22 protein-coding genes are annotated in these 17060 nt (G+C 63.8%); 10 read left to right on the top strand and 12 right to left on the bottom strand.

What is annotated here, in order from left to right:
• Positions 1 to 52: 52 nt before the first annotated feature.
• Positions 53 to 319 (bottom strand): DUF2277 domain-containing protein, encoded by a 267-nt coding sequence (locus tag IVA80_RS12755; protein ID WP_247429908.1) that lies wholly within the window; start codon positions 317 to 319, stop codon positions 53 to 55.
• 347 nt (positions 320 to 666) lie between these two features.
• Between IVA80_RS12755 and IVA80_RS12750 the strand changes: the two genes are divergently transcribed.
• Both IVA80_RS12750 and IVA80_RS12745 read left to right on the top strand, forming a co-directional pair.
• Positions 667 to 1020, top strand: coding sequence for a hypothetical protein (locus IVA80_RS12750; protein WP_247429905.1), 354 nt, complete (start codon positions 667 to 669; stop codon positions 1018 to 1020).
• 70 nt (positions 1021 to 1090) lie between these two features.
• Positions 1091 to 1693, top strand: a complete 603-nt coding sequence (locus IVA80_RS12745; protein ID WP_247429903.1) for an MSMEG_1061 family FMN-dependent PPOX-type flavoprotein — start codon at positions 1091 to 1093, stop codon at positions 1691 to 1693.
• Between the two features lie 134 nt (positions 1694 to 1827).
• On the opposite strand, the gene bfr is transcribed toward IVA80_RS12745, so the two are convergent.
• From bfr to IVA80_RS12730, 3 genes are all read right to left on the bottom strand, one after another.
• Positions 1828 to 2316, bottom strand: a complete 489-nt coding sequence (gene bfr, locus IVA80_RS12740) for a bacterioferritin (RefSeq protein WP_011089420.1) — start codon at positions 2314 to 2316, stop codon at positions 1828 to 1830.
• Positions 2317 to 2443: 127 nt separating this feature from the next.
• Positions 2444 to 2716 (bottom strand): (2Fe-2S)-binding protein, encoded by a 273-nt coding sequence (locus IVA80_RS12735; RefSeq protein ID WP_247429901.1) that lies wholly within the window; start codon positions 2714 to 2716, stop codon positions 2444 to 2446.
• Positions 2717 to 2878: 162 nt separating this feature from the next.
• Complete coding sequence (locus IVA80_RS12730) at positions 2879 to 3190, bottom strand: hypothetical protein (RefSeq protein WP_247429899.1); 312 nt, start codon at positions 3188 to 3190, stop codon at positions 2879 to 2881.
• Positions 3191 to 3328: 138 nt separating this feature from the next.
• Here IVA80_RS12730 and IVA80_RS12725 point away from each other — a divergent pair, with 138 nt between their 5' ends.
• Both IVA80_RS12725 and IVA80_RS12720 read left to right on the top strand, forming a co-directional pair.
• Entirely contained in the window at positions 3329 to 3655 is a 327-nt protein-coding gene (locus IVA80_RS12725) for a hypothetical protein (RefSeq protein WP_247429897.1), read from the top strand.
• Positions 3656 to 3866: 211 nt separating this feature from the next.
• The gene (locus tag IVA80_RS12720) at positions 3867 to 4151 is read left to right on the top strand and encodes a hypothetical protein (RefSeq protein ID WP_247429895.1); all 285 of its coding nucleotides are present in this window, start codon (positions 3867 to 3869) and stop codon (positions 4149 to 4151) included.
• A 79-nt stretch (positions 4152 to 4230) separates the two neighbouring features.
• Here IVA80_RS12720 and IVA80_RS12715 read toward each other — a convergent pair whose 3' ends face one another.
• Positions 4231 to 5457, bottom strand: a complete 1227-nt coding sequence (locus tag IVA80_RS12715; protein WP_247429893.1) for a lytic murein transglycosylase — start codon at positions 5455 to 5457, stop codon at positions 4231 to 4233.
• 7 nt (positions 5458 to 5464) lie between these two features.
• Entirely contained in the window at positions 5465 to 7114 is a 1650-nt protein-coding gene (gene ettA / locus IVA80_RS12710; RefSeq protein WP_247429891.1) for an energy-dependent translational throttle protein EttA, read from the bottom strand.
• On the opposite strand from ettA, the gene IVA80_RS12705 reads away from it, so the two are divergent.
• The 3 genes from IVA80_RS12705 to IVA80_RS12695 all read left to right on the top strand — a co-directional run bounded on the left by IVA80_RS12705 (position 7098) and on the right by IVA80_RS12695 (position 8657).
• Positions 7098 to 7268 carry a hypothetical protein gene (locus IVA80_RS12705; protein ID WP_247429888.1) on the top strand — a complete coding sequence of 57 codons (171 nt, stop codon included), beginning with the start codon at positions 7098 to 7100 and terminating at the stop codon, positions 7266 to 7268. The genes ettA and IVA80_RS12705 overlap by 17 nt on opposite strands.
• 81 nt (positions 7269 to 7349) lie before the next feature.
• Positions 7350 to 7565, top strand: coding sequence for a hypothetical protein (locus tag IVA80_RS12700; RefSeq protein ID WP_247429886.1), 216 nt, complete (start codon positions 7350 to 7352; stop codon positions 7563 to 7565).
• Positions 7566 to 7694: 129 nt separating this feature from the next.
• Positions 7695 to 8657 carry a D-2-hydroxyacid dehydrogenase family protein gene (locus tag IVA80_RS12695; protein WP_247429883.1) on the top strand — a complete coding sequence of 321 codons (963 nt, stop codon included), beginning with the start codon at positions 7695 to 7697 and terminating at the stop codon, positions 8655 to 8657.
• Between the two features lie 4 nt (positions 8658 to 8661).
• Here the strand turns inward: IVA80_RS12695 and IVA80_RS12690 are convergent, their stop codons facing one another.
• On the bottom strand, positions 8662 to 9630 hold the full coding sequence (locus IVA80_RS12690; RefSeq protein ID WP_247429881.1) for an NAD-dependent epimerase/dehydratase family protein: 969 nt from the start codon (positions 9628 to 9630) through the stop codon (positions 8662 to 8664).
• A 162-nt stretch (positions 9631 to 9792) separates the two neighbouring features.
• Positions 9793 to 10986: a L,D-transpeptidase gene (locus IVA80_RS12685; protein WP_247429878.1), complete on the bottom strand. Its 1194-nt coding sequence runs from the start codon at positions 10984 to 10986 to the stop codon at positions 9793 to 9795.
• Positions 10987 to 11295: 309 nt separating this feature from the next.
• Here IVA80_RS12685 and IVA80_RS12680 point away from each other — a divergent pair, with 309 nt between their 5' ends.
• Complete coding sequence (locus IVA80_RS12680; RefSeq protein WP_247430129.1) at positions 11296 to 12138, top strand: hypothetical protein; 843 nt, start codon at positions 11296 to 11298, stop codon at positions 12136 to 12138.
• Between the two features lie 2 nt (positions 12139 to 12140).
• On the opposite strand, the gene sseA is transcribed toward IVA80_RS12680, so the two are convergent.
• The 3 genes from sseA to IVA80_RS12665 form a co-directional block, all read right to left on the bottom strand.
• Positions 12141 to 13004, bottom strand: a complete 864-nt coding sequence (gene sseA / locus IVA80_RS12675; protein WP_247429875.1) for a 3-mercaptopyruvate sulfurtransferase — start codon at positions 13002 to 13004, stop codon at positions 12141 to 12143.
• Positions 13005 to 13142: 138 nt separating this feature from the next.
• Positions 13143 to 13556, bottom strand: a complete 414-nt coding sequence (locus IVA80_RS12670; protein ID WP_247429872.1) for a rhodanese-like domain-containing protein — start codon at positions 13554 to 13556, stop codon at positions 13143 to 13145.
• A gap of 149 nt (positions 13557 to 13705) precedes the next feature.
• Positions 13706 to 14881 (bottom strand): VWA domain-containing protein, encoded by a 1176-nt coding sequence (locus IVA80_RS12665; RefSeq protein ID WP_247429869.1) that lies wholly within the window; start codon positions 14879 to 14881, stop codon positions 13706 to 13708.
• A 123-nt stretch (positions 14882 to 15004) separates the two neighbouring features.
• Here IVA80_RS12665 and IVA80_RS12660 point away from each other — a divergent pair, with 123 nt between their 5' ends.
• Together IVA80_RS12660 and IVA80_RS12655 are read left to right on the top strand one after the other, a co-directional pair.
• Positions 15005 to 15250, top strand: coding sequence for a GlsB/YeaQ/YmgE family stress response membrane protein (locus IVA80_RS12660; protein WP_247430126.1), 246 nt, complete (start codon positions 15005 to 15007; stop codon positions 15248 to 15250).
• 93 nt (positions 15251 to 15343) lie between these two features.
• On the top strand, positions 15344 to 16186 hold the full coding sequence (locus IVA80_RS12655) for a MoxR family ATPase (RefSeq protein WP_247429867.1): 843 nt from the start codon (positions 15344 to 15346) through the stop codon (positions 16184 to 16186).
• 120 nt (positions 16187 to 16306) lie between these two features.
• On the opposite strand, the gene IVA80_RS12650 is transcribed toward IVA80_RS12655, so the two are convergent.
• A complete protein-coding gene (locus IVA80_RS12650) occupies positions 16307 to 16849 on the bottom strand; it encodes a transposase (protein WP_247429864.1) in 543 nt (180 codons plus the stop codon).
• Positions 16850 to 17060: the final 211 nt, after the last annotated feature.

Genomic DNA, 17060 nt, shown 5'->3' with positions numbered 1-17060 from the left:
GTCGAGGCCGCTCTCACCGTGAGCCAGATCACGGAACGGCGCAGGAGACTGGCTAACCGAACCGCAGCCGCGAGCGCTCCTTGGCCCTTTCCGCCTCGACCTCACGGTCGCGCGTCGGCGCATGGGTGTGCAGCGAGGTCAGCAGTTTTCGCGCGGCCTCCGAGACTTCAACCACGGCGCGGTTGAACGCCGCCTCATTGGCCTGCGACGGCTTGTTGAAGCCGGACAGTTTGCGCACGAACTGCAAGGCCGAGGCATGGATCTCGTCCTCCGTCGCCGGCGGCTCGAAGTTGAACAGCGTCTTGATGTTGCGGCACATGCACTCTCTCCTGATGTTTCCCTCAAAGACGATCGACCGAACCGAAATCCTACATCCTTCCGGACACTTCTGGTAAGGTCCCCGCAACGCGGCCGCCGACTACGAGGCGAGCACCGAGACGCGCGGCCACGGCACCACCGGCAATGCAAAGTTCTACAGCGAGCAGGTCCGGCAATTGCTGCAAACCGCGCCGCAACGGCCGATGTGAGGCGGCGGACTGCGCATCCCTCATATCGCAACGCATCAAATGCGGCGCCACGGCGCCGCATATTATTTGAGCATGCAATGCGCTGACAGCTCGGGCTTAATCGCAACAACTAGAATCGAGACGCGGTGAGGAGGATCGCATGCACAGGCTCGCACTGTGCGTTTGGCTGGCCGCAATGACGGCGCTGACGAGCGCCGCGTTCGCGTTCGACAACGGGCAATACGATCACGTTCCGCCCGACATCCGCACCTGGTTCAAGAGCGTGATTGCACCGAACGGCGTGCCCTGCTGCGACGTCTCCGACGGCCATCGCACCGAATACGACGTGCGCGACGGCAACTATTGGGTGCCGATCGAGGGGCAGTGGATGGAGGTGCCCGAACGCGCCGTCATCCGGGATCGCGGCAATCCGGTCGGTCAGGCCGTGGTGTGGTACGTCCACCACCGCAGTGCCATCATCATCAGTTGCTTCGTACCGGCGGACGCGGTCTAGCGTGATGGATTTCGTTGGCTGGAGGCGACCCTATCGGGTAGTTTGGCACCGACCGATGCGGAGGACGCCGTTGACCGATCTTAGCGCCGAAGACCTCGCCACCATCTATGCCAAGCCGAGCGCGCGCGTGATCGCGAAAGCGCGCCCCGCGATCGATGCGCATGCGAGGAAATTCATCGAGATGTCGCCGTTCTGCGTGCTCGCGACATCGGGAGCGGACGGCAGCGTCGATGCTTCGCCGCGCGGCGGCGGCATCGGCTTCGTCCACGTCGCCGGCCCCAACCGCTTGCTGATGCCCGACCGCTCCGGCAACAACCGGATCGACAGCTTTCGCAACGTCGTCGAAGGCTCGGGCTTCGTGCATCTGTTGTTCTTCGTGCCGGGGATCGACGAGACGCTACGGGTCGGCGGACGCGGCACACTGTCGGATGATCCGGATCTGCTCGCCTCGATGGTGGAATTCGGCAAGCCGCCGCGCGCGGTGCTGAACATTGCCGTCAGCGAAGTCTATTTCCACTGCGGCAAGGCGCTGATGCGCTCGAAGCTGTGGTCGACGGAGAAGGTCGAGCGCTCGGTCATGCCGAGCATCGTCGAGGTGATCCACGAGCAGACCGGTCTGGGCGAGCCGCAGAGTCAGGACATCGTGGAAGAGCTCTACAAGACGCAGTTGTAGCTGGCTCCACAAGTTTGGCTGTCGTCCCGGACAAGCGTAAGCGCCGATCCGGGACCCATACCCATAGGCCCTGTTTTGCGAAGGCTTGCGGTTACCGCGACGACATCGGAGTGTGCGGCTGATGTTGCCGGAGCTTAATGCCCCTCGCCCTCGAGCCCGCCGACGTGCTTCTGGGTGTAGAGCTCGAGGCCGATGCGGCCGATCAGGTCGAGCTGGGTTTCGAGGAAGTCGATGTGGTGCTCCTCGTCGCTCATCAGCTTCTCGAACAGGTCGCGCGTGACGTAATCCTTGACGCCGTGGCAGTAGGTCGCCGCCTCCTGGTAGAGCGCTCGCGCACTCATCTCGGCGGCGAGGTCGCACTCGATGATCTCCTTGACGTTCTGGCCGATGCGCAGGGGATCGAGCACCTGCATGTTCGGGAAACCGTCAAAGAACAGGATACGGGCGGTGAGCTTGTCGGCGTGCTCCATCTCCTCGATGGACTCCTTGCGCCAGACCTTGGCCATGTCGAGGAGGCCCCAATTGTCGAGGAAGCGGTAGTGCAGCCAGTACTGGTTGATCGCAGTCAGCTCGTGACGCAGTGCCTTGTTGAGATAGTCGATGACTTTTGCGTCGCCCTGCATGGTTCACTCCAGCTCTTGCAGTCCAAATCGGCCCCAAACCGAATTTAGAATGCTTCTAAGTCAGTTTGCGAACGGGAGCAACCGCTACGGAGACGCAGCCCGGGAAAAGCGCAGCCGACGAGGGATTTCAGCACGCCGCGAGGGCGAATTGGGCGGGCTCGGCCGTCTCGTCATTGGCGGCCACAGTGTGGCCGTGCGGACAGCCGGAGCAGCAGGACTTGGCACAGGGACCAAGCGCTTCGTCGATGATGGTCTTGATGGTGCGGGCGCAGCGGCCGCATTCCGCGCTACAGCCGAGGCATCCATAGACCTGCTTGGCATGGCGTACGGCGTCGTCGGATTCGGCGACCGCGGCGCGGATGTCGTCATCGCTCAGCACGTTACAGGAACAAACGATCATGGAAGCGGCAGGCCCTTCGGTGATGCGCCATCATCGATATTTAAGGGGCCGTCCGGATGCAAAGAGAAAAACCGGTATTTGAAGCTATTCCAAACTGGCCCCGGAAACAGCCTAGAACGGCTCTAAAATAGGGTGTTGCGCTGAATCAAGATTTCGGCGGACCTAGTCACCGCCACCGCCACCGCCACCGCCTCCGCCACCATCGCCGCCGCCTCCGCAATCCCCGCCACTGCTGCCGGTATCGCCGCTGGAGCAGCTGCCGCTGTCGGTTGCGCTGCCGGAGCTGTCGCTGGAAAACCAACTCCCCGGCGAGAAGCCGTCGCCGGTCCCTGCATAGCCGCCGCCACTCCCTCCGTCACTCCCGGCCCCAGCACGCGAGCGCCGGCCGCGGTGCTGGAGATGGGTGAACCAGCCATAGCCAATCCCGAAAATGACGCCGGCGGCGATCAAAGCATTCATCATCGCGTTGCCCATGGTCGTCCCCCTCGCGGACCTGCGATCGATATTAATTGGTCGCACCCGGCAAAGGTGCCGTTCATTGATCATTCAAACGAAGTATGGAAGTTTGCCCCCAAAGAGTTCCCGCGTGTTTGTGCGAAAGGTCAAAGCCCCATGAAGAAGTCGCTCCTGGCGGTCGCCGCCGTCGCCGCCCTGGCCCTCACGGCCGGGACCCCGGCCCATGCTCAGCGTGGTGTCGCCGCTGGCGTAGCCGCCGGGATCATCGGTGGCGCCATTGTCGGCGGCGCGTTGGCTTCTCCGTATTATTACGGACCAGGCCCGGGCTACTCCTATGGTCCCGGCTATTACCCGCCGCGCTACTACGCGCCGGGTCCCGGCTATGTCGCCGACGACTATTACGGCGGCGGCTGCGTCTGGCAGAAGCAGCGCTTCTGGGACGGCTATGCCTGGCGCGCCCGCCGCGTCAGAGTCTGTGGCTGAGGCGCGTTGAACCGGTTCGCTACGGATGCGCCGTTCATCTCCGGGCCTGAAAAAGACCGCTTTTTCTCGTCACAGCTCCGTGTGCGTTTACCGTGGATTGACCATTTGCGCGCTTCCTAGCTGCAAGGCCAATTCCATCAGAGTCTGCGTGAACCTTTGAACCCCGGGCGCTCCTAACAAGGAGCATCCATCTCTCAGGAGAGCCAAGAGCATGAAGAAGACTTTTGTTGCCGCCCTCACGGTTGCGACGATCGCCGGTTCGCTGGTGACCGCCACTCCGTCTGCCCAGGCCCATGACGGTGTCGGCGTCGGCATCGCAGCCGGCCTGATCGGCGGCGCCATTGTCGGCGGCGCCATCGCGTCGAGCCGTCCGGCCTATGGTGGTCCGGTTTATGTCGCCGAGCCGGGCCCGCCGCCCCCGCCCTGCTACTGGCAGCGCCAGCGCTACTGGGATGGCTACGGCTGGACCGTTCGCCCGGTTCGCGTTTGCTACTGATCTGATCGCTGGGCGCATCCGCGCCGCGATCGAAGCCCGGCCGAGACCATCGGCCGGGCTTTTTCTTTTTGGCCTCGCGCTAGCGCGCCGCCTGGATCGAGCGCAGCACCTCTTCGCTCGGCCAGCAATCGACCTTGAGGCCTGCGGATTTCTGATAGGCGCCGAGCGCGGCGCGCGTCTGCATGCCGGCCTTGCCGTCGATCTTGTCTTTGTAGAGCCCGACGCGCGTGAGCCCGCGCTGCATGATCTCGACATCCTTTGTGCGCAACTGCTTGGAGGCCGCCCACGGCGTTGCGAACGGCTGCGGGCTCGCCATGCGATCGCTGAGATGACCGACGAACAGCACGTAGAGGTCGGAGAAATTGTATTCCTTGATGACGAAGTAATTCTTGGTGCTCAGGAACGACGGACCGTAAATGCCTTCCGGCTGCAGCAGCGAGGCCGGCTGCGCCTGTTCGGCGGCACTGAGCTTTTGTCCACGCACCGGCACAAAGCCTTCGCGCAGCCACTGGCCGATCGGCTTCGTCACCTCGGGCACGCCGGCGGTGCAATCGACTTTTGCCGGCGCTTGCACCTCGTAAGCCCAGCGCACGCCGCTCTGCCAGCCCTTGTTGACGAGTTGCTGCGCGGCCGAGGCCAGTGCATCCGGCACCGAATGCCAGATATCGATGCGGCCGTCGCCGTCGAAATCGACGCCGTGGTTGTAATATTCGGACGGCAGGAATTGCGTGAGCCCGGTGGCGCCCGCCCAGGACGAGCGCATCTCCTTGCGCGTCACCACGCCCTCGCCGAGAATTTTCAGCGAGAGGATGAACTCGTTGCGATAGCTGTCCTTGCGGCGACCGACATAGGCCTGCGTCGCCAGCACGCGCACGAGATCGTAAGGCAGCGTGTAGCGGCCGTAATCGGTCTCGCGGCCCCAGATCGCCAGCATGACAGTCGCCGGCACGCCGGAGGTCTTCTCGATTCTCGTCAGCGCGGAATTGTATTTTTGCAGCAGCCGCTGTCCCTCGCCCGCAAGCCGCGCGATCGATGCTTCCTTGACGTAATCGGCAGGCACCTGCACGAATTCGGCCTGCGACGGCGCGCCGGTCGTGGGCCGTCCGGGCAGGATCAGGTCGGGTAGCTTGTAATCAGGCTCGAGCCCGCGCGTCTCTCGATCGAACGTCGCACGCGACACGCCCGCGGTTTGCGCCTCCGGCCAGAGCGAGGCGATGAACTGCGTGAAGGCGGCGTCGGCAGCGCGGGCGGGCGACAGGCCACAGGCGATAGCGATCACCGCAGCTATGAGCGCACGCCGCATCATGCCGAAATCACCGCGTCAGCTTCTTGTACTTCACGCGGTGCGGAATGATGCTGTCCTGGCCGAGGCGACGCATCTTGTCCTTCTCGTAGTCCTGGAAGTTGCCTTCGAACCATTCGACATGGCTGTCGCCTTCGAAGGAAAGGATGTGGGTCGCGATGCGATCGAGGAACCAGCGATCATGGCTGATGATGACGGCACAGCCGGCAAAATCCTCCAGTGCCTCTTCGAGCGCGCGCAGCGTGTCGACGTCGAGATCGTTGGTCGGTTCGTCGAGCAGCAGCACGTTTGCGCCTGACTTCAGCATTTTTGCAAGATGCACGCGATTGCGCTCACCGCCCGACAGCGCGCCGACCTTCTTCTGCTGGTCGGCACCCTTGAAGTTGAATGCCGAGCAATAGCCGCGCGAGTTCACTTCCTTCTTGCCAAGCAGGATCAGTTCGTTGCCGCCGGAGATCTCCTCCCACACGTTCTTATTGCCGTCGAGCGCGTCGCGCGACTGGTCGACGTAGCCGAGATGCACGGTCTCGCCGACCGTGATGGTGCCCTTGTCCGGCGTCTCCTGCTTGGTGATCATCCTGAACAGCGTGGTCTTGCCGGCGCCGTTGGCGCCGATCACGCCGACGATGCCGCCGGGCGGCAGCTTGAAGGTGAGATCGTCGATCAGAAGACGATCGCCAAAGCCTTTGCTGAGGCCTTCGAAGTCGACGACGTTGGCACCGAGCCGCTCGGCGACGGGAATGATGATCTGCGCGGTCTGGGTCTGCTTCTCGCTCGCCTGCTTGAGCAGATCCTCGTAGCGCTGATAGCGCGCCTTGGACTTGGCCTGACGCGCTTTCGGTGACGAGGCGACCCATTCTTGCTCGCGTGCCAGCGTTTTCTGGTGCGCGGCGTCCTCGCGGCCTTCCTGCTCCAGCCGCTTCTGCTTCTGCACCAGCCAGGACGAGTAATTGCCCTCGTAGGGAATCCCCTTGCCGCGGTCGAGCTCGAGAATCCAGCCGGTCACATTGTCGAGGAAGTACCGATCGTGGGTGACGATCAGGATTGCGCCGGGATAATTGCGCAGATGGCCTTCCAGCCACGACACCGACTCGGCATCGAGGTGGTTGGTCGGCTCGTCCAGCAGCAACAGCTCGGGTTGGTCGAGCAGCAGCTTGCACAGGGCGACGCGGCGGCGCTCACCGCCGGAGAGTTTCGTCACGTCGGCATCGTCAGGCGGGCAGCGCAGCGCGTCCATGGCCTGGTCGACCTTGCTGTCGAGATCCCAGAGGCCCTGGGCCTCGATCTCGTCCTGCAGCTTGGTCATCTCGTCGGCGGTCTCCTCGGAGTAGTTCATCGCCAGCTCATTGTAGCGATCGAGGATGGCCTTCTGCTTGGCGACGCCCAGCATGACGTTCTCGCGCGCGGACAGGCTGGCATCGAGCTGCGGCTCCTGCTCGAGGTAGCCAACGCGGGCGCCCTGGGCGACCCAGGCTTCGCCGTTGTACTCCTTGTCGATGCCGGCCATGATCTTGAGCAGCGTCGACTTGCCCGAGCCGTTGACACCGAGCACGCCGATCTTGGCATCCGGGTAGAAGCTCAGGTTGATGTTGTCGAGCAACTTCCGGGTCGGGTAGCTCTTGGTCAGATCCTTCATGAAATAGATGAACTGGCGCGCCATCGGTCCCGAAAACCTTCGATTTGAGGAAATTTTGCTTGCCGCCGATGTAGCGATCCCGCCCCCAAAGGGCAATGTTTTCCCTCCGTTCACCATGGATCAATACGGAACGGACACCATCCTGCCGCCGATCCGGACAATTGAAACCATCTTTTAATAAATCAGGCCAAAGCTCGCCTCAGCGCTGAAAAAAGCGTCACCCGCGCAGAACGGGCGGGGAGAACAGCGAGGCCGCGCCATGGCTCTGACCGAGACCAATTCTTTTCCCGTTCCGGCAGAAGCCGGCAGCACCTCCGTGCTCGTCACGGACATCAAGGGCTTCTGGAAACGCTTCTTCACCACGGCCTTCAATCCTTACCGCCCCGAGTTGCACTACATGCGTGGTCCCGGCCCCGCCTGGCGCGCCAAGCACGGCATGGATGCGCCGTTCCGCCTCAAGCCCCGCGACATCTGAGTCCTTCGTCCTAGCGGATTTTTGAAACGTCAGCGGCTTGCGCGCGATCCTGATTGCGCGCAACCATGGCCAGGTTCCAATGATGGCGCTCTCATCTGCGCCATCGCCCCTTGCCATGGATGAACGCCGATGACGCGGCTGCGCTGTGCAATTCTCGACGACTATTTTAATCTCGCCCTCGAGGTCGCCGACTGGCAAAAACTGTCCGACCGCGTCGATGTCACCGTGTTCAGCCACCCCTTCGCCTCGGAGCAGGCTGCAGCAAGCGCGCTGGCCGACTTCGATATCATCTGCGCGATGCGTGAGCGCACCGCGTTCGCGAAGAGGCTGTTCGACAGCTTGCCGAAGCTGAAGCTGCTGCTCACTTCAGGCATGCGAAACGCCGCAATCGACATGGAGGCCGCGAAGGCGCGCGGCGTCACCATCGGTGGCACGCAATATTCGCGTGATCCGACTGCTCCTCTCGCCATGGGCCTGATCCTGGAACTGACCCGCGGTATCGGCCGCGAGAATGCGCGCATGCATGCAGGCGAGCCCTGGCAGACCTTTGCCGGCGTCGAAATCGAGGGACTGACGCTCGGCATCGTCGGGCTCGGCAAGCTCGGCAGCAGGATGGCGGTCATCGCCAAGGCGTTCGGCATGAACGTGATCGCCTGGAGCCCAAACCTCACGCCGGAGAAGTGCAAGGAGGCCGGCATCGGCTATGCCAGCAAGGAACAGCTTTTCACCAAGGCGGACATCGTCACCATTCATGTGGTGCTGAGCGAGCGTTCGCGCGGTCTGGTCGGCCGCGACGATCTCGCACGGATGAAGCCGACGGCCTTCCTCGTCAACACCGCGCGCGGGCCGATCGTGGACGAGCAGGCGCTGCTGGAAGCCTTGCAGCAGCGGAAGATCGCGAGCGCCGGCCTAGACGTGTTCTCGGTCGAGCCGCTGCCGGTCGACCATCCCTTCCGCAAGCTCGACAATATCGTGCTGACGCCGCATCTCGGCTACGCCACCCAGGACGGCTTGCGCATCCATTACGGCCAGATGGTCGAGGCGATCGACGCCTGGACCAAGGGCGGCGAGCTGCCGCGGAAGCTGGCCTGACGCCTCAGGCCGCCGAGCGGTGGCTGGCGGGCTGTATTGCCGCATCGGCAAAGCCGTCGCGCCAGGAGGCATGCGCCGGCAGCCAGCCGAGCTCGCGCTTTGCCTTGTCGTTGGATGCCCCGCGCACCTCTGTCATCATCGCAACCATATGCTCGCCCGCAAGCAGGCGCCCGAGCCAGGCGGGAATGTGACGCGGCGGCTTGGCACCAAGCAGTTCGGCCAGCGCGGGCAACCAATGCTTCACCTGCGCCGGATGATCGTCGACGATGTTGTAGATGCTGCCAGCACGTCCGCGTTCAACCGCGGCGAGCGTGGCAGAGGCGGCATCTTCGGTGTGAATGAACGACCACGTGCCGATGCCATCGCCGATCACTGGCACTCGCCGGTGACGCAGCTGGTCGATCATCGCCGGAGACAGCGTGCCGGTGCCAGGTCCATAGAAGAATCCATAGCGCAGCACGATGCCCTCCGGCGTCGTTGATGTGGTGACGCTTCGCTCCAGATACTGGATTGCCTCAAGCGTGCGCCGCAGCTCTTGCGGCGGGTGCGGGTCGAGTTCATCGGTCTCGGTCTTCACCGTTCCCCCGACCCGACTGAACGTCCAGCCGCAGAAGCTTTGCGCGATGAAGCGCTTGGCGCCGGCCTCGCGTGCGGCGGTGAGCAGGATGTCGGTTCCGCGCATGCGGAGCTCGTTGGTTCGCGCGAAAGTCCGATCGAAGTGACGCAGGTCCGTGGCGGCCGCGAGATCCGTCATCTGGTGGATGACCACGTCGGGCTTTGCCGCAATCACCGCAGCGCGCATGCTGTCGGCATCGACGCCGTCGGCGACGACCGGCTCCGCACCCCATTGACGCACGAGGTCCGTTCTTGTCGCATGCCGTGTCGTGCCAATCACGGAATGACCCGCGGCGACCAGCGCCGGAACAAGATACTGACCGACCGCGCCGGTCGCGCCCGCAACAAAGATGCGCATCGTGTGCTCCTCAATTCGTTGCAATCCTCCCGGACGTAATCGAGCTGCGGAGCCGTTCAAGTCACACATGTGCAAGTAAAGACCTGCGCGCATGCGTCAAATGATTGCGGCGCGTGACCGAAGTTCACGCGCCGTAATCAGATCAATTCCTGGGAGGCCGGTTCAGCGCACGGTGACCGGGGCGGGCAGCGGTGGCACCACCGTCGGCTGGGTGCCCCCGACCGGGCCGGCCTGGGCAGCCATCGGAGCCTGACCAGCGGCACCCGGCGTGGGTGCTGCGGATGCGGTTGCCGTTCCCGGCGGCGGGCCGCCCGGCATCACCACCACGCGGGTGCCGACCTTGACGCGATCGAACAGGTCGGAGACGTCCTCGTTCAGCATGCCGATGCAGCCGGAGGAGACGAACTTGCCGATCGTCGAGGGCTGGTTGGTGCCGTGGATGCGATAGACGGTCGAGCCGAGATACATCGCGCGGGCGCCGAGCGGATTGCCGGGGCCGCCGGCCATGAAGCGCGGCAAATAGGGCTGGCGCTCGATCATCTCCGTCGGCGGATGCCAATCCGGCCACTCGGCCTTGCGGGTGATCTTCTGCACGCCGGTCCAGGTGAAGCCGTCGCGGCCGACGCGCACGCCGTAGCGGATCGCACGGCCATTGCCGAGCACGTAATAGAGATAGGTGTTCGGGGTATCGACGATGAGCGTTCCGGCCGGCTCCTTGGTCGCCAGCGAGACTTCCTGGCGGCGCAGGTTCTGCGACAACTGCGCTGGAGCTGCGTCAGGCTGCTCCTCGGGCGGCAGCGACGCGATTGCCATCGGCCGGCCGTCGGCACCAACAGGCGGCTGCCCGGCCTGGACCGTTCCGGTCGCAGCGGGACCACCAACGGCCTCCGGCGGACGCAGGCCATCGCCAGAGGGGGCCTGGGCCGGACGATCGGCGTAGATCACCGGCGGCGGACCGGCGGGGCGGCCGTAGCGGGGATCGTCGGGCGACGTCACGGGACCCTGCGGCGGCGCGGCCGAGTAGACGGGGGCGCCTGCGGGACGGCCATAACGGGGATCATCCGGCGACATCACCGGACCCTGCGGCGGGGCGGCCGAATAAACCGGAGGAGCGCCGGCCGGGCGGCCGTAGCGCCGATCGTCGGCCGGACCGGGCGGCGGCAGCGCGGCCTGGGGCATCGCGTCGTCTTCATCTTCCAGCGCGTCGAAATTCGGCGTGCGATCCCCGGGGCGATATTCGGCCGGAGCGCCATAGCTCGGTGCCTGCTGGACCGGATAGCTCTGGGCCTGTGCGAACGAGGTTCCCGCCGCCGCGACTGTTGCAGCAGCGCATATCGTCAGAAAATGTTTGATCATCATCGCTCTTGTATAGTCCCCGGGCCCCGTCCGGACCGTTAACGGCCAGATGACTGAAGATAGCGGCACATTCAAGACATTACAGGCTGATTTGCGCTGCATTTGCCGATTTGTGACCGTTGCCCCGTTGCATCACGGGGCCGAAATCAACTCATGCCGTAGATCGCCGGAGTGTCCGGCCCCGTTTTTTACGGAATGGGTCGGAATCGTTGCGGTATGTTCGAATCAGCCTGATTCGCCTCCGGTTTGAGCTTCCGTCCCCGTTTGGCGAACGCGGCAATCAGTACCGTCACCGCGTTCAGTTGGCTCATGGGCCCTGGCCATTTCGCCGCCGGGGCGGAAATTCGCAATCCCTCGATGCTTCCCGGCTTTCGCTTCCTGTTTGCCGCGATCCTGCTGTCAGCCTCCATCCTGGTGTTCGGCCTGGGCGCCGCCGCGCTGCTGCGGGCGACCCATGAGCAGTATGTCAGCAATCCCTCCTGGCGGAACAACCCGCAGGAGCAGGTGTTTGCGCAAGCTTCCGAACCGGCCCAGCCGGTGCTCGCAGTGTTGCGGGCCGAGCCAGAAATGGCGGCCGAGCCTGCGCCGTCGCTGCGCGACCAGGTGCCGACCATCGCGCTGCCGATGAGTGAGCCCGAGCAGGTCGCCGCGGTGACGACCGAGCCCGAGGTTCAAGCTCAGGTCGCCGCGCCTCCGGCTGAAGCCCCGGCGGCCGAGCCGGCGAAGGCCGAGACGACGGCGGAAGCCGCAGCGCCCGCTCCCACCGACACGCTGACCCCTGCCGATACCACGGCATCGATTCCCGAGGCCAAGCCTGCCGCTGCCGCCGGCACGTCGGCGCCGGCTGACGCCAGTGCCGCCCTCGCCTCCTCGGCGCTCGATGTCGCCTCGGCCAAGCTGGCCGCGCTGAACGATCCGGCGACCACGGCCCGGAAGGATCCGCCCGCGAAGGCCAAGGCCGAGAGTAACAAGGCCGAGAGTCGCAAGGCGGACAGCAGCGCCTCGGAAAGCAAGGCAACCAAGCGCCGGGCGAAGTCGAAGACGCGGCACCGCGTGGTACGGCGTCCTCCGCCTCAGCAGTTGCAGCAGAGCTTCGATCCGTTCGGCCAGCAGCAGACGCTAGCGACAACGGCCACGCGCACCCGCCAGTAAGATCACGCCGGCCCGGTCGCGACCGGCGGTCCGCCGGCCTGGCCCCATTCCGACCATGAGCCGTCATAGAGCGCGGTGTCGGTGATGCCGAGGCGATAGAGGGCGAGCGTCAGCACGCCGGCCGAGACGCCCGAGCCGCAGCTCGTCACGATCGGCGCATCGAGCTTGACGCCGGCGCCAGTGAAGGCGGCGCGGAGGTCGTCGAGCGGCTTCATGGTGCCGGTCGCGGCATCGAACAACAGATTGTAGGGCACGTTGCGGGCGCCGGGAATGTGACCTGAGCGGATGCCCGGACGCGGTTCGGGTGCGCGGCCCTCGAAGCGATCGGCAGCCCGCGCGTCGATCACCTGCTCGGCCCGGCTTTCGACGTTGGCGATCAACTGCTGCATGCTGCGCACGCGCTTTGAATCGTAGCTCGCCTTGAAGGTCGCCGGGCTGGGCTTCACCTCGCCGGTCTCGATGGGACGTCCATCGACGCGCCACTTCTTCAGGCCGCCATTGAGGATGCGCACATTGCTGTGGCCGTAGGACAGGAACATCCACCACGCGCGGGGCGCAGCAACCCAGCCGCCGGCATCATAAATCACGACGGTATCGGCATTGGAGATGCCGAGATGGCCGACATCGCGGCCAAACTGCTCGGCGCTCGGATACATGTGCGGCAGCGGGTTGGAATGGTCCGACACTGCATCGACGTCGAAGAAGGCAGCGCCCGGCAGATGCGCGGCCAGGTAGTCGTCCTTCGGCAGCGGCAGCACGCCGGGCAGCTTGAAGCTGGCGTCGAGGATCTTGACGTTGGCGTCGCTGATATGGGCGGCGAGCCATTCGGTGGAGACGAGGGGATCAGTGGGGGTCGCGTTCGTCATTGATGTGGTCTCCGGCAATTGTCTCGGTCGTCATGTCCGGGCCTGTCCCGGCCATCCACGCCTCGCCTGGTCTCGCAAGAACGTGGATGCCCGGGACAGGCCCGGGCATGACGTTGTGGCTGATCGTGTGCGTCCAATCTAGCCCTTCTTCTTCGGCTCCCATTGCTCCACCGGGCCGCCGGCGTCGCGCCAGGCGGCGTAGCCGCCGGCGATGTGGGCGACGGGCTTGAGGCCCATGTCCTGCGCGGTCTTGGCCGCAAGCGCAGAGCGCAGGCCGCCGGCGCAGTGGAACACGAACTTCTTGTCCTCCTGGAACACCGGCTTGGCATAAGGGCTCTGCGGATCAATCCAGAATTCGAGCATGCCGCGCGTGCAGGCGAACGCGCCGGGGATGCGGCCATCGCGTTCGATTTCGCGGGGGTCGCGGATGTCGACGATGACGACGTCGCCGTTCCTGGAGATTTCGATGGCATCCTTGGCGGTGAGCGTCTCGATCTCGGCATTGGCCTCGTCGATCAGCGCCTTGATGCCGCGGGTGATGGTCTGGGGCATATCTATTCCCTTCTCTTTCGTCATTCCGGGGCGCGACGAAGTCGCGAACTATGATGCGCAATTGCGCATCAGAGAATCCATTCATCTATACGCGCTGCCGCCCGATGGATTCCGGGTTCGCCCTTTGGGCGCCCCGGAATGACAAAAAGCTAGTGCGTCAATTCCTTCATCGCGCCTTCGAGACCTTCGATCGTGATCGGGAACATGCGGTTGGCGAAGATGCGGCGGATGATGGTGGTCGATTCCGAATAATCCCAGTGCTTCTGCTGCACCGGATTGAGCCACACCGAATGTGGATAGGTGTGGATGATGCGATCGAGCCAGACCGAGCCCGGCTCCTCGTTGACATGCTCGACCGAGCCACCGGGCACCATGATCTCGTAAGGCGACATCGAGGCATCGCCGACGAACACGATCTTGTAGTCGTGCGGATATTTGTGCAGCACGTCCCAGGTCGGCGTGCGGTCGGTGAAGCGCCGCTTGTTCTGCTTCCACACGCCTTCATAGAGGCAATTGTGGAAGTAGAAATACTCCATGTGCTTGAACTCGCTCTTCGCCGCCGAGAACAGCTCCTCGACCTGCTCGATATGCGCGTCCATCGAGCCGCCGATGTCGAAGAACACCAGGAGCCTCACCGCATTGCGCCGCTCGGGACGCATGTGAACATCGAGATAGCCGTGATTGGCGGTCTCGCGGATCGTGGTGTCGAGATCGAGTTCGTCCGGCGCGCCGGTGCGCGCGAATTTGCGTAGCCGGCGCAGCGCCACCTTGATATTGCGGATGCCGAGCTCGACATTGCCGTCGAGGTCTTTGAACTCGCGCTTGTCCCACACCTTCACGGCGCGGTTGTTGCGGTTCTTCTCCTGGCCGATGCGGACGCCTTCGGGATTGTAGCCGTGGGCGCCGAACGGCGAGGTGCCGGCCGTGCCGATCCACTTGCTGCCGCCCTGATGACGGCCTTTCTGCTCCTCGAGGCGCTTCTTCAGGGTCTCCATGAGCTTGTCCCAGCCCATGGCCTCGATCTGCTTCTTCTCTTCTTCGGTGAGGTACTTTTCGGCGAGCTTCTTCAGCCACTCCTCGGGGATCTCGGCGCCTTCCATGGCGTCGAGCAGGCTTTCCAGCCCCTTGAACACGGTGCCGAAGACGCGGTCGAACTTGTCGAGGTTGCGCTCGTCCTTCACCAGCGAGGTGCGCGACAGATAGTAGAAATTCTCGACCGAGTAATCCGCCAGATCAGCGTCGAGTGCCTCCACCAGCGTGAGGTATTCGCGCAGCGTCACGGGGACCTGCGCATCGCGCAGAGAAGTGAAGAATTGCAGGAACATGGGTGACAGATTGCCCGTCGGGTGGCCGACGTCAAGGGGCGGAGGCCGCCGCTGGGCGCTGGACCGGGAGGGTTTTTGCTCTAGAATTGCCGGACTTGTGACTTCTTTTTGGGGGCGTTTTCGATCGGAATTATCGCGGCGCTGATCATCGGCGCGATCGCCGGCTGGCTTGCCGGCAAGATTGTCCATGGGGCGGGATTTGGGCTGATCGGCAACATCGTCGTCGGCATCATCGGTGCGCTCGTGGCGAGCTGGATTCTGCCTCAGCTGCATATCCAGCTCGCAACGGGCACGGTCGGGGCCATCGTCGATGCCACCATCGGCGCGGTGATTGTGCTCGTCATCCTTTCGCTGATAAAACGGGTCTGAAAGCCTGACCGAACCGGGAACGGCCGCCGCGAGCGGCCGTTCCCATGTCGCGACCAGGGCAATGCCTGGGACGACGACCAACAAGGACGCGCAATGAAATTTACCGGCACCAAGGACTATGTTGCGACCGATGATCTCAAGGTCGCCGTCAATGCCTCGATCGTGCTGGAGCGCCCGCTGCTCATCAAGGGCGAGCCCGGCACCGGCAAGACGGTGCTGGCGGAGGAAGTGGCGAAGGCGCTGAACGCCCCGCTGCTCACCTGGCACATCAAGTCCACCACCAAGGCGCAGCAGGGCCTCTACGAATACGACGCGGTGTCGCGCCTGCGCGACAGCCAGCTCGGCGACGCCCGCGTCTCCGACATCAAGAACTACATCAAGCGCGGCAAGCTGTGGGACGCCTTCACCGCGGAGCAGCGCCCGGTGCTCTTGATCGACGAGATCGACAAGGCCGACATCGAATTTCCCAACGACCTGCTGCTCGAGCTCGACCGCATGGAATTCCATGTCTACGAGACCGGCGAGACGATCAAGGCCAAGCAGCGCCCGATCATGATGATCACCTCCAACAACGAGAAGGAGCTGCCGGACGCGTTCCTGCGCCGCTGCTTCTTCCACTACATCAAATTCCCCGACGCCGACACCATGGGCCGCATCGTCGACGTCCACTTTCCCAACATCAAGAAGCGCCTGGTCGAGGAAGCCCTGCGCATCTTCTTCGAGGTGCGTGAGGTGCCCGGGCTGAAGAAGAAGCCGTCGACTTCGGAGCTGCTCGACTGGCTGAAGCTGCTGCTCAACGAGGAGATGACCCCCGAGCAGCTCAGGGAGCGTGATCCGCGCAAACTGATCCCGCCGCTGCACGGCGCGCTGCTCAAGAACGAGCAGGACGTGCATCTGTTCGAGCGGCTGGCGTTCTTGAGCCGGAGGGAAGTGTAGGCGGCGGCTTGGATGCTTGTAGGATGGGTAGAGCGAAGCGAAACCCATCAAGCTCTTTCTTCCAACGCCGGCGAAGATAATGGGTGTCGCTTCGCTCTACGCATCCCACAAATTGGCGCTTCAGATCCGTTCTCCGAACTGGGCCTCGTCCTCGCGCCGAGAAAGATCACCGGCCCAATCCGCCGGGTAGATTCCGAGCTCGACGTAACGATGAAACGACGACGGCGCCCAATCGCAGACGCGATTGGCCAATCCGTGCTTGACTGGGTTGATATGCACATAGTCGATGTGTCGGGCATAATCTTCCTCGTCCCGGATGGTGTGCTCCCAGTAACGGCGCTGCCAGATGCCTCGTTCCGACTTGGCGGCGTGGCTGGCTGAAACCGGTTCGTCCGGCGCGAGGTTGCGAGAGAAGGCGGATTTGATCTGCCTCCAGCGCATTGCGAAGTCCGCATCGCCGTCCGGCATCGTCCAAACCGTGTGAAGATGCTCAGGCAGCACCACAATCGCATCGATCGTGAAAGGATGTCGTTGACGTGTTTCGCGAAATGCGGCGCGCAGTTGATCAACATGCGCGGTCAGCAACGAGAGGCTCCGATCCGCCAGGTTGACGGTGAAGAAGTAACTTCCGCCGGGGACGAAGTTGCGCCGATAGGAGGTCATGCCGCATCGTAGCACAACTTGAGATAGATCTCATGAGGCTTGTAGGATGGGTAGAGCGCAGCGAAACCCATCGCGACTTCCGCGAGCGACGCGCGACGATGAGTTTCGCTACGAGACTGGGCAATTATTTGTTTTGTCGCCGGCTTACGCGGTCGTGTCGGAATGTTTGACGGATTTAGGCTCGGAGTGGCGCTGGGGCGGCCCGTAGCCG

The organism is Bradyrhizobium sp. 139 (assembly GCF_023074175.1).
Classification (GTDB): domain Bacteria; phylum Pseudomonadota; class Alphaproteobacteria; order Rhizobiales; family Xanthobacteraceae; genus Bradyrhizobium.
The sequence above is the reverse complement of the archived record's forward strand: the minus strand, read 5'-3'. Positions and strand labels throughout refer to the sequence as shown.

Coding starts and splice junctions, on each gene's coding strand:
- IVA80_RS12755 (WP_247429908.1), bottom strand. CDS start 319: ATGTGCCGCAACATCAAGACGCTGTTCAACTTCGAGCCGCCGGCGACG.
- IVA80_RS12750 (WP_247429905.1), top strand. CDS start 667: ATGCACAGGCTCGCACTGTGCGTTTGGCTGGCCGCAATGACGGCGCTG.
- bfr (WP_011089420.1), bottom strand. CDS start 2,316: ATGCAGGGCGACGCAAAAGTCATCGACTATCTCAACAAGGCACTGCGT.
- IVA80_RS12735 (WP_247429901.1), bottom strand. CDS start 2,716: ATGATCGTTTGTTCCTGTAACGTGCTGAGCGATGACGACATCCGCGCC.
- IVA80_RS12730 (WP_247429899.1), bottom strand. CDS start 3,190: ATGGGCAACGCGATGATGAATGCTTTGATCGCCGCCGGCGTCATTTTC.
- IVA80_RS12725 (WP_247429897.1), top strand. CDS start 3,329: ATGAAGAAGTCGCTCCTGGCGGTCGCCGCCGTCGCCGCCCTGGCCCTC.
- IVA80_RS12720 (WP_247429895.1), top strand. CDS start 3,867: ATGAAGAAGACTTTTGTTGCCGCCCTCACGGTTGCGACGATCGCCGGT.
- IVA80_RS12715 (WP_247429893.1), bottom strand. CDS start 5,457: ATGATGCGGCGTGCGCTCATAGCTGCGGTGATCGCTATCGCCTGTGGC.
- IVA80_RS12705 (WP_247429888.1), top strand. CDS start 7,098: ATGAACTGGCGCGCCATCGGTCCCGAAAACCTTCGATTTGAGGAAATT.
- ettA (WP_247429891.1), bottom strand. CDS start 7,114: ATGGCGCGCCAGTTCATCTATTTCATGAAGGATCTGACCAAGAGCTAC.
- IVA80_RS12700 (WP_247429886.1), top strand. CDS start 7,350: ATGGCTCTGACCGAGACCAATTCTTTTCCCGTTCCGGCAGAAGCCGGC.
- IVA80_RS12695 (WP_247429883.1), top strand. CDS start 7,695: ATGACGCGGCTGCGCTGTGCAATTCTCGACGACTATTTTAATCTCGCC.
- IVA80_RS12690 (WP_247429881.1), bottom strand. CDS start 9,630: ATGCGCATCTTTGTTGCGGGCGCGACCGGCGCGGTCGGTCAGTATCTT.
- IVA80_RS12685 (WP_247429878.1), bottom strand. CDS start 10,986: ATGATCAAACATTTTCTGACGATATGCGCTGCTGCAACAGTCGCGGCG.
- IVA80_RS12680 (WP_247430129.1), top strand. CDS start 11,296: ATGGGCCCTGGCCATTTCGCCGCCGGGGCGGAAATTCGCAATCCCTCG.
- sseA (WP_247429875.1), bottom strand. CDS start 13,004: ATGACGAACGCGACCCCCACTGATCCCCTCGTCTCCACCGAATGGCTC.
- IVA80_RS12670 (WP_247429872.1), bottom strand. CDS start 13,556: ATGCCCCAGACCATCACCCGCGGCATCAAGGCGCTGATCGACGAGGCC.
- IVA80_RS12665 (WP_247429869.1), bottom strand. CDS start 14,881: ATGTTCCTGCAATTCTTCACTTCTCTGCGCGATGCGCAGGTCCCCGTG.
- IVA80_RS12655 (WP_247429867.1), top strand. CDS start 15,344: ATGAAATTTACCGGCACCAAGGACTATGTTGCGACCGATGATCTCAAG.
- IVA80_RS12650 (WP_247429864.1), bottom strand. CDS start 16,849: ATGACCTCCTATCGGCGCAACTTCGTCCCCGGCGGAAGTTACTTCTTC.